Genomic DNA, 14,346 nt, shown 5'->3' with positions numbered 1-14,346 from the left:
AAAATTTAAAGAATGAAATTAGACATATTAGCTTTTGGAGCACATCCAGATGATGTAGAGTTAGGTTGTGGTGCAACGATAGCAAAAGAAGTTTCGCTAGGTAAAAAAGTAGGAATTGTAGATTTAACTCAAGGTGAATTAGGTACGCGAGGTTCTGCAGCATTAAGAATGATTGAAGCAAACAAAGCTGCAGACATAATGGGTGTTTCTGTAAGAGAAAATTTAAAGTTTTCTGATGGATTTTTTATTAATGATAAAAAACATCAACTAGAAATTATAAAAATGATTCGTAAATACAAGCCAGATGTTGTTTTATGTAATGCTATTGATGATAGACATATCGATCATGGTAAAGGAAGTAAATTGGTTTCTGATGCTTGTTTTTTAAGCGGATTAATAAAAATTGAAACTACTGTTGACGGAGAAATTCAAGAGAAATGGCGCCCTAAACAAGTGTATCATTACATTCAATGGAAAAATATTGAACCAGATTTTGTAATTGATATTACTGGTTTTATAGAAAAGAAAACCGAAGCAGTTTTAGCTTATGGATCTCAATTCTTTGATCCGAACAGTAAAGAGCCAGAAACGCCAATTACTAGTAAAAATTTTATAGATAGTATAAATTATAGAGCAAGAGATTTAGGAAGATTGATAGGAGTAGATCACGCAGAAGGTTTTACCTCAGAACGTTACGTTGCTGTTAAAAATTTAGATAAATTAATTTAGTTTTTGTTGTTTTAAATTAAAAAATATTTTTATATTTGCACCCGCAATTATATGGTGGTTGTAGCTCAGTTGGTTAGAGTATCGGTTTGTGGTACCGAGTGTCGCGGGTTCGAGTCCCGTCTTCCACCCAAAAATAGAAAGCTTCTTAGAAATAAGAAGCTTTTTTTGTGCTTAAAAATTTATATAAAATATTAAAAATTAGGTTTTTATCTGTTGAATTTGTAAATTTAGTTTCCCAAACTAAAACTGAAATTATGACTTTACAACAAAAAATGGTTAAAAAAATTAATGATTTTGGAGGATTAGATTCAATTGTTAATTTTTTAGAGAAGTTTAAATTAACTGTTAAAGATGAAGATCGAATTTATTTTAACAATATTATAGATTATTTTTCTTTATTATTTGAACAAGAAGTACCAGTAGAACAACATGCCGTAACCTACAAAGAGGCAACTTTAAAATCTATAGAAGTTTTAAATTATTATAATGATTTAAAAAAATCTGAAACTCTATATTTTTTAATAAACCTAATTCAATTTAAATTAGAAGCGGTATCAAATATTAAAGGGTTAGCTTCCTAAGTTTTTAGTATCTTTTTTTAATTCTGATACCAATTTAGAATTGTCTTGATCAATTCTTCTCAAGATATTCTTTGCGTTAGTTTTAGAAATTAATTCTTCAATATTTGATAATCTTTGATTCATTTCACTAGTAATTTTATCAAAGCGCTCCTTTACTATGTTTGAAATATATGTATCTATGGGGGTAGATACTATATTTTGGGGGACATAGTTATTTGTATATTTTCCTTTACCTGTTAATAACCATATTGGGTCTACACTTGTAATGTTATCTATAATGGCAAAAAGGATGGTTTCGTTTGGTTTTTTATTATAATTTAATACTGCACTTACCAATTGTTGAGATACACCAATTAATTCTGCAAATTTTCTTTGATTTAAACTTACATCATTATAAATTTCGATTATTCGGTCTGCCCTTTCCTTATCTTTTACCTTCATTACAAATTATTTATATGTAAATGTAGTGAAAAAATACTACAAATGAAGATTTTTAAGAAGATTTATTACTTCATTTTTTTTTCTAACAGATACAGGAATATTAGAATTATCAGTTAAAATTAAATAACCACCATCAGATTTTATAAACTCTCTTATATAAAATGTGTTAATCAAATGACTTTGATGTACTCTTAAAAAACCAATATCTTTTAATAAATCTGCATAAAATTTTAAGGTTTTTGATACTAAAATTTTCTGGTTATCAATTAAATAAAACGTAGTATAATTATTGTCTGACTTACAACGAATAATATCTTTAATATTTACAACAATAATTTTTTCTGATGTATGTAAAGAAATCTGTTCTAAATTAGTATTGGGTTCGTTTATAGCTTGTTTTAATACTTGTAATTGCTCTTTTTTAGGTTGAATTTGCTGTTTAGCTTTTTTAATTGAATTGGCTAAATCTTCATTAGAATAAGGCTTAAGTATATAATCTATAGCAGCAAATTTAAAAGCTTTAATAGCGTAAGCATCACTTGCGGTTACAAATATGATTTTTGATTGTAAATCAGGAAAAATTTCTAAAATATCAAAACCTGTTCCGTCGCCCAACATAATATCTAAAAAGAGAATATCTGGTCTAGTTTTACGTAGAAGTTTTGCTGCTTGTACAACAGATTTTGCAGTACCAATAATTTCTATTTCTTTGTGATACTTAGAAATATCTGATTCTAACATTTCTAAAGCTAAAGAATTATCTTCTACTAATATGGTAGTAAGTCTATTCATTTTAAGATTTCGATAACTTAAAAACTGTAATTTCTGGTCTTACATTAAATCGAACTTGATATAAATTACCTAAAGCTCTATTAATATATAATGTTCGTCCGTCGAATAAATCTATTTCACCAGCGTTGTATCTTTTATTTTCGACGGGTAAAATTGGAGGATTTAAAAAAGGAGGTTTCACTTGTCCGCCATGAGTATGACCCGAAAGAATCCAACCTTTATAATTATTCCAAACATCCAAATCACACACATCAGGATTATGACAAAGCATGATATTTGCTTTTTTTGCATCATATTTAGAAGTAATTTTTGTGGGATCAAAATTTAATCCCCAATAATCATCAATTCCCATAATATTCAATCCATCAAATTCTTTTTCATCATTTATTAAAATTGTAATTCCAGCTTCTTCTAATACATTAGTAATTGCATCAGCAACATGTTGTTCTACCCAATCGCCACCATAATCATGATTCCCTAAAACACCGGCAGTTCCTAACTTTCCATTAACTGTAGATTTCATAACAGTTTGTAATTGTTCTAATTGCTCTTCATTTTCATAAGAAACAAAATCGCCAGTGTACACTACAAAATCGGGTTCTAATAATTTAGCTTTTTCGAAAGATTCGATTACATAATTATAATTAAACTTATTACCAACATGAATATCGCTAATTTGCATTAGCGTTTTACCTTCTAAATGATCTGGTAAATTTTTAATAGGCATATTTACATGAACAAATTCTAACCAAAAAGGCTCTACTTGCCAAGTATATAAACCACCAATTAAACTAGCGCCAGCAGCACCTAAAAGTGAATTTTTTATAAATTTTCTTCTTTCCATTTTAATTTAATAATCTGTTTTTATAGGAATTTTAAATGAAATTTTTGTTCCGATACAATTTGATTCTTTAAAAATTTCATTAGCAGTAAAAACATTGTATTTCGATAGGTTTTCTATTCTTTCTTTTGTTACTTTAAAAGCCACAGAAGTATGTTTTTTTTCTGATTTATTAGCTGTGTCATGGTAAATTCCTATACCATTATCTATTATCGAACAATGTAAAAAGGCCTGTTTTACATCAAAAGTAATAAGAATATTTCCTTTTCTGTTGATTTTAGAAATTCCGTGTTTGATTGCGTTTTCTACAAAGGGTTGCATTAACATGGGCGGAATCAAAATTTCTTCGGCATCAATCCCGTTTAAATTTTCTTCAATAAAAAAATCAAAATTCTTAGAACTCATTTGTTGTTCTAATTTTAAATAATTTTTTAAAGTTGTAATTTCTTCTTTTAAACTAATTTCTTCTAATCTAGAGTTGTTTAAAACACTTCTTAAAAGTACAGAAAAACTAGATATTGTTTCGTTTAACTCTTGTTTTTTTTCTGAATTACCTAATGCTTTAATTCCGTTTAAAACGTTAAAAATAAAGTGAGGATTCATTTGTAACTGTAAAGCTTTTTGCTCTAAAGTTTGCAAATGATTTTTCAACTCTAAGTCTTTAATTTTCTTATGATTGCGTTTGTTTACTTTTTTTAAATGCATTTCTAAAATGAATATTGCAATTAAAAGAAAGACAATCGCACAAATAATATAAAACCATACTTCTTGATAAATTGGTTTTTTAATTATAAAAGTAAAGCTTTTAAAACTACTATTTTTATTATTTTTAAATCTTGCTTCTGCAACAAATTGATAACCACCAGGTTTTAAATTGGCAAAATTTATTTGGTTTATTGCTTGCCAAGGAGAAAATTTATCGCCCAATTTATAGCGATATTCTATAGTTTTATCAGAAGAAAATACATTGCTATTTAAAGTTATAGAAATATTATTACTAAATGAATTTAAGTTTAATTTTTTTTGGTAATTATTTAAGTTGATGGTATCTAAACTTTTATAATTAATTAAAACTTTATCAATATATAAATTCGGTTTTAAAAGCGATTCTTTATTTTTCTGAATGTAAAAACTATTTTCTGTTGCTAAAAATAAATTACCTTCAAAATCTTCAAAAATAGCTGTTATAACATTCGAATTGATATTACTATTGTATTTATTAATTCTTTTTTCAAAAATGAAGTTTTCAGCATTCAAAACATCAATACCAGTTTGTTTAGAAAACAAATACAATTTATCGGTAACAACTTCGTAATTAAATTTTTCATCAGAAGTATACTTTTCTATTAATTGATTATCCGGTTTTAACTGAAAAATAGTTCGCTTATTTTTTAAAACAAATAATTTATTTTGATACATTTTAAAAGTACTAAAATTTCCTTTTGAAAGTAGTGTAATTGTTTCTGGATTAAATAAATCTGATAAAACCCAAAGTCCGCTATTAGAAGCAACTATAAAATTATTATCATAAAAAATGATATCGTTTATTACAGAAAAATCTAGATTATAAGTAGTTTTTAATGGTTGCAGATAATTCTTATTAAAATAAAATATACCGTGGTTAGAGGCAACATAATATATGTTTTTGTGCTTAAAAATTTTGTTTACACCTTTAGCTTCAAAAGAAAAAATATTACTTTTTGTAATTAAAGAAAGGTTTTTACTGTTACCAATAAAAACTGAATCATTATTAATAAATAGGGCAGTGCTTAAACTTGATTTAATTGTCCTATTTTTATAACGATTAGAAATAAATTTTCCGTTGTAATTTAGTAAACCTTTGTTAGTTCTTAACCAAATTGTTTGGTTGTTGTCTTGAGTAATTTCTAAAATTGAAGAATTATCGAAATTTTTAAAAGCTGAAATTTCCTCGAAAATGGAATCTTGTGAAAAAACATTAAATGGTAAACATACTATTAGAATTAATAGTACTTTTTTTAAGTACAATTTTCTAAAAATAATTAAATTAACAATGCTTTTTTTCATTAGAACAAACTTACTAATTTAAACGCCATTACACCATTTTAAATTTTGGGTAATGACGTTTATTACAACTACTTTCTCTAATTCACTTTATTTTAAAGCATACAAACGCTTGTTGCTAGTATCTGGTTTTACATGTTCTAATTCGCCATATGGTTTTACAAGTGGCTTTAAAACACACAAACCTGTTGTTCTACCTCTAATTACTAATTTACTTGCTTTTATAGACCAATTCCATCTAAATTTATCTATCGATACGTTGTGTTTTTCGATATCATACATTAAATCTTCTTGTGTTTCAATCCAATCTTTTAATTCATCTACAGACTTAAATTTAGGCATTTCATTGTCTGTATTATAATAATCAAATTCCCACTTAATTGGTATAGAAAACTGTGTAGTATAAGGCTCTCCAACATATCTTTCTTCTTCATTATTTAATGCATCATACCAATCAATATCTTTTTCTTCTGGATATTTTCTTCCAATTTCTTTAGAAAGATCCATTTTACCAGGTGAATATGAAGTAGGATAAAATACATAATATGGTTGTGCTAAATAATGATTGGAAAATCGACCGCCAAAAATTGTGTGATAAGGAGATGCTACAACTTTTGGATTGTTTTTTGTGTAAAAAGCATCTTTTAGTGTTTTTAAAAGTTCTTTATTTTCTACTAAACCTGAAGCATGAAATATAATTTTTGAATTGGTATTTACTACATTTTCTAGTTTAGGTAAACTACCTTGGGTAATTGTTTTTCTTAAAGTTTCTGAAGTAATTTTATCACCTCTAACCACAGTTTCTAAATTCATACCTTTAAAAGGATTGCTTTTATTTACAATATGAATTTCGCTGTAAGGTTGATTGTTTCCGTTTTCGTTAAGCCACAAAATAATTTCCTCTAAAGAATATTTACCATCGATTACCTTTAAACCTTCTTCTGTGAAATATTTTCTGGCATCTTTATAAAAAGTTTCATTTCCTTTATCAAAACCAGCAATAAAAACGATCGGTTTTTTGTAAGTGATATCAGTGTTTTCTTCTGTAATTTCTTTAGATGTTTCTACAATTGCTAAATTTTCTGATGCTTTTTTTTCTGATGATGTATCGCAACTAATAAAACTGCTAGATGCTATTATTAAAGACGATACAACGAATGTTTTTCTTAAAATGTTTCTCATGATTTCTACTTTTTTAGTGTTATTACACTGTAAAAGTAGTTTAGAAGAAAGCTTAAATTTTAGCTGTTTTAGAATTCGTGAGATATCAATTAGAATTCGTAAATTAAAATGTAAATATCAATAAAAACCTGTTAATGATTGTAGATTTTTAGTGTTGTTAAACCTTCTTGATTAGGGTTTTTAGCAAAAGATTTTAAATAAGAATTCATATAATTTATAATTCTTTCTTCTGGATAAAATAATACTTTATTATCGTATTGAGCCCATTCATTCATATTTAAATAGGCTTTACCGTTTTTGTAACGATAAAAATCTTGAATGTGTGCTGGTAAATTATCTTCTAATTCTTCACTAAGAATAATATTGTAATAATTTAAATCTGCAGTAAAAAAATGAAATGATAACAAATTATCGTAAAAACCAGTTAAATTATTTGCCAATGGTAATAACATTGTAAAAACTAAAATAACCGCTTTTTGTTTGTTAAAAAATTTGATAAAGAAATCTGAAAAATTTATTGTTTTTAAAGACCAAAATATGATAAAAACTGATAACATATTTTGGATATTCCAAGGTACAACATTGTAACCGTAGCCTAAGTAAAATAACAAAAATGTTATTGTTGCATGCATTAATAAAATAAATAAAACGGCAAATTTTCTGGTTTTATTAAACAATAATAAAACTCCCATAGATGCTTCTAACCAAGGTACAGCGTATGTAAAGTATTCTAATAATATATGCGGTAAAAAGCTAAAATGCTTTTCTAAGGCACTTAACCATTGAATGTAGAATTCACCATTTACTTTTTGAATTCCGCTCCAGAAATAAGTTGCAAAAAAAACTAAAATAACTGCATAAAGAACTTTTTTATAGTCTGTTTTCTTTGGAAAAACTTCAATTGCTAAAATTGTTAGAAAGCTTTGATAGAAGTAGGGTTGTAGTCTATTTTGATCGACTAAAGAAAGGTAAATATATAATGCAAGAATTAGAAGACCTTGCCATCTTTTATTTTGAAAAATATATACAATTTGTAAAAGAAAAAAACTTCCAGCTAAAATATAATCTAAAGGATTTGTAGGAATAGGTAACCAATCAAACAAAGGGATTACAGGAAAAACTTTTGTGGTAATCCATAATTTAGGAGCATATATCATCAATATTAAAACCCCTAAAATAGCTAGGATTCTAACATAATTTACCTTTTGTTCGTTAGTTATATTAGTTATCATTTATATATTTAATTTTTCTGCTAAATATTTAGAAGTGTACGATTTTTTATTTTTTACCAATTCTTCTGGCGTACCTTCAAAAATAAGTTGACCACCATTTTTACCACCTTCTAAGCCCAAATCTATGATGTAATCTGCACACTTTATCAATTCTATATTATGCTCAATTACAACAATAGAATGTCCGCGTTCTATTAAAGCATTAAAAGAAGCTAATAGTTTTTTAATATCATGAAAATGCAAACCAGTTGTAGGTTCATCAAAAATAAACAAGGCTTTGTCTTTTGTGTTTCCTTTAACTAAGAACGATGCTAGTTTTATTCGTTGTGCTTCTCCGCCAGAAAGAGTAGAAGAAGATTGTCCTAATTTTACATATCCCAAACCAACATCTTGTAATGGCTTTAATTTGTTGGCTATTTTTGGTACTAAATTTTCTGTAAAAAAAGCAACAGCATCATCAATAGTTAGGTTTAAAATATCATCAATAGATTTCCCATCAAACTTAACTTCTAATACTTCTTTTTTAAACCTTTTACCGTTACAAGTTTCGCATTCTAAATGCACATCTGCCATAAATTGCATTTCTATTGTAACTTCACCTTCACCTTTACAAACTTCACATCTACCGCCTTCTACGTTAAAAGAAAAGTGTTTTGGTTTGTAATTTCTGATATTAGATAATTTCTGATTTGAAAATAACGCTCTAATATCATCATAGGCTTTGATATACGTAACAGGATTAGATCTAGAAGATCTACCAATAGGATTTTGATCGATAAATTCTACATGTTTTAAGGTGTCAAAATTACCAATTACATCTGTGTGTTGCCCAATTTTATCGCCATAACCAACTAACTTTTTTTGCATTGTTGGATACAGAATTTTCTTAACTAAAGTACTTTTACCAGAACCAGAAACCCCTGTAATAACAGATAGGCAATTTAAAGGAAATGTAACATCAACATTTTTTAAATTATTTTCTCTAGCGCCAAGAATTTGTATCTTATTGTTTGATTTTCTTCTTTTTTTAGGAACTTCGATTGTTAAATCTTCATTTAAATATTTTGCTGTTAAAGAATCAGATTTTAAAATTTCATCAAAATTACCTTCAGCAACAACATTTCCTCCGTAAGTTCCTGCTTCCGGACCAATATCAATAATATAATCTGCTTCTTTCATGATATCTTCGTCATGTTCTACCACAATTACAGTATTACCTAAATCTCTTAAATCTTTTAAAACGCCAATTAATCTTTCTGTATCTTTTGGATGTAAACCAATACTAGGTTCATCTAAAATATACATAGAACCAACCAAAGAACTTCCTAAAGATGTTGCTAAATTAATTCGCTGACTTTCTCCACCAGAAAGTGTGTTAGAAGTTCTGTTAATTGTTAAATAATTTAAACCAACATTAGTTAAAAACTGCAATCTGTTGTTAATTTCTGTAAGCAGTCTTTTACCTATTTTTTCTTCATATTTATTCAGTTTAATTTCCTTGAAAAAAGAAGCCAATTCGTCTAAAGGCAAAGCAACTAAATCTGAAATGTTTTTAGAATTGATTTTAACATAATTAGTTTCTTCTCTTAAACGCTTGCCATTACAAGTTGTACATTTTGTTTTGCCACGGTAACGAGAAAGCATTACACGATTCTGAATTTTATAACTTTTTTCTTCTAAAACAGAAAAGAAATGATGGATTCCGTGAAAAGAACTATTACCATTCCAAACCAACTCTTTTTGCTTGTCTGAAAGTTCAAACCAAGGTTTGTGAATTGGAATGTCAAATTTGTAAGCAACTTCTATTAAATCTTCTTTATAATGAACATAAGCAGGTGTTTTAAAAGGAAAAATAGCGTCTTCAAAAATGGATAAACCTGTGTTTGGTATTACTAAATCTTCATCGATACCAATTACATTTCCATATCCTTCGCAAGTTGGGCATGCGCCGTATGGATTATTAAAGCTAAATAAATGTGTGTTCGGTTCTAAAAAAGTAATGCCATCTAATTCGAATTTATTACTGAATTCTGCAACATTATTATCTTCTAAATTTTCCACAAAACAAACACCTTTTCCTTCAAAAAAAGCAGTTTGTATAGCATCTGCTAATCGATTGTAAAAATCTTCATCATCTTTTTTTACAATTCTATCTACAACTAAAAGTAAAGGTTCATTTTTAAATTCTTCTTGCGGAAAACTAGCAATTTTATATACTTTATCATTCCATTTAAGTCTTGCATAACCTTGCTGCTCTAAAACTTGTAAAACGGTTTTTAAATCTCTGTTTTCATCTATAGTTACAGGTGCAAGCAAAAGTAATTTAGTGTTGTCGTTAAATTTTTTAATAAAATTTACAACATCCGAAACAGTATCTTTTTTAACTTCATTACCAGAAATAGGAGAGAAGGTTTTACCTATTCTGGCAAACAATAATTTTATATAATCGTAAATTTCTGTACTTGTACCAACAGTAGACCTTGGATTTGTAGAGTTAACTTTTTGCTCTATTGCAATTGCGGGTGCAATACCTTTAATATACTCTACTTTAGGTTTGTGTAATTTACCTAAAAATTGTCTTGCATAAGAACTTAAACTTTCTACATAACGCCTTTGTCCTTCTGCATAAAGGGTATCAAAAGCTAAAGAAGATTTACCAGAACCAGAAAGACCTGTAATAACTACTAATTTATTTCTAGGAATTACAACATCTATATTTTTTAAATTGTGCAATTTAGCACCTTTTATAATGATGTTTTCTTTAGGATTTACGGCTGAAATATCTGTCTTCATGTATCAAAAATATAAGCTATAAAATTACCAAAAAATTACCTCATTTAGAAATTACTAAAATCTTTTTTGTAAAAAGTTTGTACTTTAAATAAAAAATATTCATATTTGTAATATAAACCTCACAAAATTAGACGTATATAGTATAAAATTACTTTAAAAATTATTAACAAATAATAATAAGAAAAGCACTAACGGCTTTTCTATAAGTAATTATGATACGTACTAATACAATTTCAGATAGCATTTTAGTAAGCGATTATATTAAAGGTAAAGAAGCCTCTTTAGCTATTTTAATCAACAGACACCAACAACGCCTTTTTAGCTTTATTTACAGTAAGGTACAAGATAAAGATTTAACCGAAGATATTTTTCAGGATACTTTTATTAAAGTAATTAGAACTTTAAAAAAAGGAAATTATAATGAAGAAGGAAAGTTTTTACCTTGGGTTATGAGAATTGCTCATAATTTAGTAATTGATTATTTTAGAAAGAATAATAGAATGCCTTCATTTAAAAATACTGATGAGTTTGACATTTTTTCTGTTTTGCATGACGGTAGCTTAAATGCGGAAAAACAAATTATACAAGAACAGATTTACGATAATGTAAGAGAGCTTGTTAATGAGTTACCACAAGAGCAAAAAGAAGTTTTAGTTATGCGAATGTATAAAGATATGAGCTTTAAAGAAATAAGCGAAAATACAGGCGTAAGTATAAATACAGCTTTAGGTAGAATGCGATATGCTTTAATAAATATGCGTAAGCTAATAGATAAACATAAAATTATTTTGGTGAATTAACAATAAAGTTTAAAATGCGTCGTTATTAAATTAGAAACCAATATATTAAATAATTTATATGATGCAACTTTACTCTAAAAAGTCTTCTGATTATCAGATGCAACCAAAAAAAGAAACAGTTCAATTTTTGATTAATTTTTCCAAATCTCTACGAATTGAAAAAACAAAATCAAATAACTTCATTGAATTGAATTTGAATTAAGAGTGGAAAAAGCTTCAACTAACGTTGGGGCTTTTTTTATATGCACTATTTAAAAAATGAAATGAGTTAATACAAAATCTAATATCTAATTAACTTGCACCCATGGAAAACATATTAGTAGCAGGTGCAAATGGTACCACAGGAAAAAAAATAGTTAATTTATTAGAAACATCACAATATTTTAATCCAATTGCTATGGTTAGAAAAGAAGAACAAAAAAAGCAATTTGAAGATAAAAATATTAAAACTGTTTTAGCAGATTTAGAAGAAGATGTTTCTTTTACAACTAAAAATATAGACAAAGTTATTTTTGCCGCTGGTTCTGGTGGTAAAAAAGTAGTAGAAGTAGATCAAGAAGGAGCTAAAAGAATGATAGATGCAGCAATAAAAGAAAACGTATCTAAGTTTGTAATGTTAAGTTCTATGGGAGCAGACAATCCTGAGCAAGCAGATGATTTGCAAGAATATTTAAAAGCAAAACACAATGCAGATGTTTATTTAAAAGAAAGTAATCTTACATATTCTATTGTTAGACCAGGATCTTTAACTGACAAAAAAGGAAAAGGAAAAATTGAACTAAGTGGAAAACTTAATAAATCTGGTGAAATTACAAGAGATGATGTAGCACAAACTTTAGTTAGATCTTTACATGATACAGCCGCAATTAATAAAACTTTCGAAATTATAGAAGGTGAAACCTTAATTGGTCAAGCAGTTCCTCATTAAATTATTACAGTTAAATAAAAATAAAAAAACACCTTTTAAGGTGTTTTTTTATTTTTATAATACTCGTTTAAAACTGTTTTTCTACCAATTGTTTTTGTAATAATGTCGTTATCTAAATTCCAACCTCTAGCAGGAGAATATTCTCTTCCGTACCAAATAATTTGAAGATGTAAATCATTCCATAGTTCTCTTGGGAATAATCTTTTTGCATCTTTTTCTGTTTGTGCAACGCTTTTTCCGTTACTTAAGTTCCAACGATACATCAATCTTAAAATATGCGTATCTACCGGAAAAGCGGGTACACCAAATGCTTGACTCATTACAACACTTGCAGTTTTATGACCAACAGCAGGTAATTCTTCTAAACCTTCGAAACTTTGAGGAACTTCGCCATCGTATTTTTCAATTAAAATTTTAGACAAACCGTAAATTCCTTTACTTTTCATTGGAGACAAACCACAAGGTCTTATTATTTCTTTAATTTCTTCAACAGACATTTTTACCATATCAAAAGGATTGTCTGCTTTGGCAAACAATAATGGTGTAATTTGATTTACTCTAACGTCTGTGCATTGTGCAGATAGCAATACAGCAATTAACAGTGTGTACGGATCTTTATGATCTAACGGAATAGGGATTTCTGGATATTTTTCTTGAAGTGTATCAATTACAAATTGTACTTTTTCTTGCTTTGTCATAAATAATAGATAAAATGTAAAGTTAAAAAAAGTTAAAAGTAAATTCTTTAGTATTACTTTACTTTTTTTAATAATTAAAGTAAAAAACTTGTTATTTTTATATTCTAAAATTTCAAGACAAATGACATCATTAAAAATAGGAGACAAAGCTCCGGAATTTGAAGCTAAAGACAATGCAGGTAACACAATTAAATTATCAGATTACAGCGGTAAAAAATTAGTTCTATTTTTTTATCCAAAAGCAAGTACACCAGGTTGTACTAATGAAGCGTGTGATTTAAGAGATAATTATCAAACTTTTTTAGGCAATGGCTATGATGTTTTGGGTGTAAGCGCAGATTCTGCAAAAAGACAACAAAATTTTATCAATAAAAATGAATTGCCATTTCCTCTATTAGCAGATGAAGATAAAGCAGTAATTGAGGCTTTTAATGTTTGGGGACCTAAAAAATTTATGGGAAGAGAGTATGACGGAATTCATAGAACCACTTTTGTTATAGATGAAAATGGTGTTATAGAAGATGTAATTTCAAAGGTAAAAACAAAGGCACATGCAGCCCAAATTTTAGAATAATGAGTACCTTTTTAGGTAATTATTATTCCTTTTTGAATACCGAATTTTATTAATTCTGGTGTACTTTTTGTTAACGTAATTTCAAAAAGCTCTCTTTTATGAGATTTTAAAGAACTTTCTGTAATGTTTAAGATTGCAGAGAGTTCTTTTTCCTTTTTATTCGAATGATCATATAATGCTTGTAAAATCTCTAATTTTCTTTTGGTAAACTTATAATTATCGATTTCTACTTTAAAAGAAGATTTTTTCTTTTTAACGGTTTTACTCATAAAAGAAGTAAGAATAACTTCTTTAAAATTTTCTAAATCTTCATCCTTTCCAACAAAAAAATCTACACCGTTACTTATTGCTTTATTTTTAATATAATTGTTATTCATGGTTGTTAAAGCAATGATTTTAAAGTTGTTATTCTTTTTAATTTCATTTAAGAAATCTAAAGAACTCTTTCCATTAAAATTTACGTCTAAGATTAAAACGTCAAAGTTGTTTAATGATGTAAAAGAAATTAAATGATCAAGATTATTAAACGTTTGTATTACATTTAATTCTTCATGAAAATTTAAACTATCTTTTAATGCATCGCAAAAAAAACGATTGTCATCAGCAATTACTATATTTATTGGACTTTTAATCATTTACAAGAATTTCAATTTTAAAAGTACTTCCGGTTTTATCAGAAATAATATTTAAGGTTCCTTTTAACTGAGAAACT

Annotated in this window: 14 protein-coding genes and 1 tRNA gene; 6 read left to right on the top strand and 9 right to left on the bottom strand. The window is 27.3% G+C overall.

Annotated elements, in window-relative coordinates; all coding sequences use genetic code 11:
* The first annotated feature begins 12 nt into the window (after window positions 1–12).
* From bshB1 to B5464_RS00065, 3 genes are all read left to right on the top strand, one after another.
* Window positions 13–729 carry a bacillithiol biosynthesis deacetylase BshB1 gene (bshB1, locus tag B5464_RS00075; protein ID WP_079736681.1) on the top strand — a complete coding sequence of 239 codons (717 nt, stop codon included), beginning with the start codon at window positions 13–15 and terminating at the stop codon, window positions 727–729.
* 53 nt (window positions 730–782) lie between these two features.
* A tRNA-His gene (locus B5464_RS00070) sits at window positions 783–858 on the top strand.
* A gap of 125 nt (window positions 859–983) precedes the next feature.
* Window positions 984–1,310, top strand: a complete 327-nt coding sequence (locus B5464_RS00065; RefSeq protein WP_079736680.1) for a hypothetical protein — start codon at window positions 984–986, stop codon at window positions 1,308–1,310.
* On the opposite strand, the gene B5464_RS00060 is transcribed toward B5464_RS00065, so the two are convergent.
* The 7 genes from B5464_RS00060 to uvrA form a co-directional block, all read right to left on the bottom strand.
* Window positions 1,299–1,751: a helix-turn-helix transcriptional regulator gene (locus B5464_RS00060; protein ID WP_079736679.1), complete on the bottom strand. Its 453-nt coding sequence runs from the start codon at window positions 1,749–1,751 to the stop codon at window positions 1,299–1,301. The two genes, B5464_RS00065 and B5464_RS00060, sit on opposite strands and share 12 nt — an antisense overlap.
* A 36-nt stretch (window positions 1,752–1,787) precedes the next feature.
* Entirely contained in the window at window positions 1,788–2,543 is a 756-nt protein-coding gene (locus tag B5464_RS00055; RefSeq protein WP_079736678.1) for a LytTR family DNA-binding domain-containing protein, read from the bottom strand.
* A gap of 1 nt (window position 2,544) precedes the next feature.
* A complete protein-coding gene (locus B5464_RS00050; protein WP_079736677.1) occupies window positions 2,545–3,387 on the bottom strand; it encodes a metallophosphoesterase in 843 nt (280 codons plus the stop codon).
* Window positions 3,388–3,393: 6 nt separating this feature from the next.
* Window positions 3,394–5,430 (bottom strand): sensor histidine kinase, encoded by a 2,037-nt coding sequence (locus B5464_RS00045; RefSeq protein ID WP_079736676.1) that lies wholly within the window; start codon window positions 5,428–5,430, stop codon window positions 3,394–3,396.
* 87 nt (window positions 5,431–5,517) lie between these two features.
* Complete coding sequence (locus B5464_RS00040) at window positions 5,518–6,609, bottom strand: hypothetical protein (protein ID WP_079736675.1); 1,092 nt, start codon at window positions 6,607–6,609, stop codon at window positions 5,518–5,520.
* A gap of 131 nt (window positions 6,610–6,740) precedes the next feature.
* Window positions 6,741–7,841 carry a MauE/DoxX family redox-associated membrane protein gene (locus B5464_RS00035; protein ID WP_079736674.1) on the bottom strand — a complete coding sequence of 367 codons (1,101 nt, stop codon included), beginning with the start codon at window positions 7,839–7,841 and terminating at the stop codon, window positions 6,741–6,743.
* Window positions 7,842–10,634: an excinuclease ABC subunit UvrA gene (gene uvrA, locus B5464_RS00030; protein WP_079736673.1), complete on the bottom strand. Its 2,793-nt coding sequence runs from the start codon at window positions 10,632–10,634 to the stop codon at window positions 7,842–7,844.
* Window positions 10,635–10,846: 212 nt separating this feature from the next.
* Between uvrA and B5464_RS00025 the strand changes: the two genes are divergently transcribed.
* Together B5464_RS00025 and B5464_RS00020 are read left to right on the top strand one after the other, a co-directional pair.
* Entirely contained in the window at window positions 10,847–11,434 is a 588-nt protein-coding gene (locus B5464_RS00025; protein ID WP_077809404.1) for an RNA polymerase sigma factor, read from the top strand.
* A 304-nt stretch (window positions 11,435–11,738) separates the two neighbouring features.
* Window positions 11,739–12,362, top strand: a complete 624-nt coding sequence (locus tag B5464_RS00020) for an SDR family oxidoreductase (RefSeq protein ID WP_079736672.1) — start codon at window positions 11,739–11,741, stop codon at window positions 12,360–12,362.
* Between the two features lie 35 nt (window positions 12,363–12,397).
* Here the strand turns inward: B5464_RS00020 and nth are convergent, their stop codons facing one another.
* On the bottom strand, window positions 12,398–13,060 hold the full coding sequence (gene nth / locus B5464_RS00015; protein WP_079736671.1) for an endonuclease III: 663 nt from the start codon (window positions 13,058–13,060) through the stop codon (window positions 12,398–12,400).
* A 121-nt stretch (window positions 13,061–13,181) separates the two neighbouring features.
* On the opposite strand from nth, the gene bcp reads away from it, so the two are divergent.
* Window positions 13,182–13,634, top strand: coding sequence for a thioredoxin-dependent thiol peroxidase (gene bcp / locus B5464_RS00010; RefSeq protein WP_079736670.1), 453 nt, complete (start codon window positions 13,182–13,184; stop codon window positions 13,632–13,634).
* An 11-nt stretch (window positions 13,635–13,645) separates the two neighbouring features.
* On the opposite strand, the gene B5464_RS00005 is transcribed toward bcp, so the two are convergent.
* Window positions 13,646–14,269, bottom strand: a complete 624-nt coding sequence (locus tag B5464_RS00005) for a response regulator transcription factor (protein ID WP_079736669.1) — start codon at window positions 14,267–14,269, stop codon at window positions 13,646–13,648.
* Window positions 14,270–14,346 lie beyond the last annotated feature (77 nt).

This window comes from Polaribacter sp. KT 15, from assembly GCF_900143115.1.
Taxonomy (GTDB): Bacteria; Bacteroidota; Bacteroidia; order Flavobacteriales; family Flavobacteriaceae; genus Polaribacter; species Polaribacter marinaquae.
Note: the sequence above shows the minus strand (reverse complement) of the source record. Positions and strands in the feature narration are given on the sequence as shown.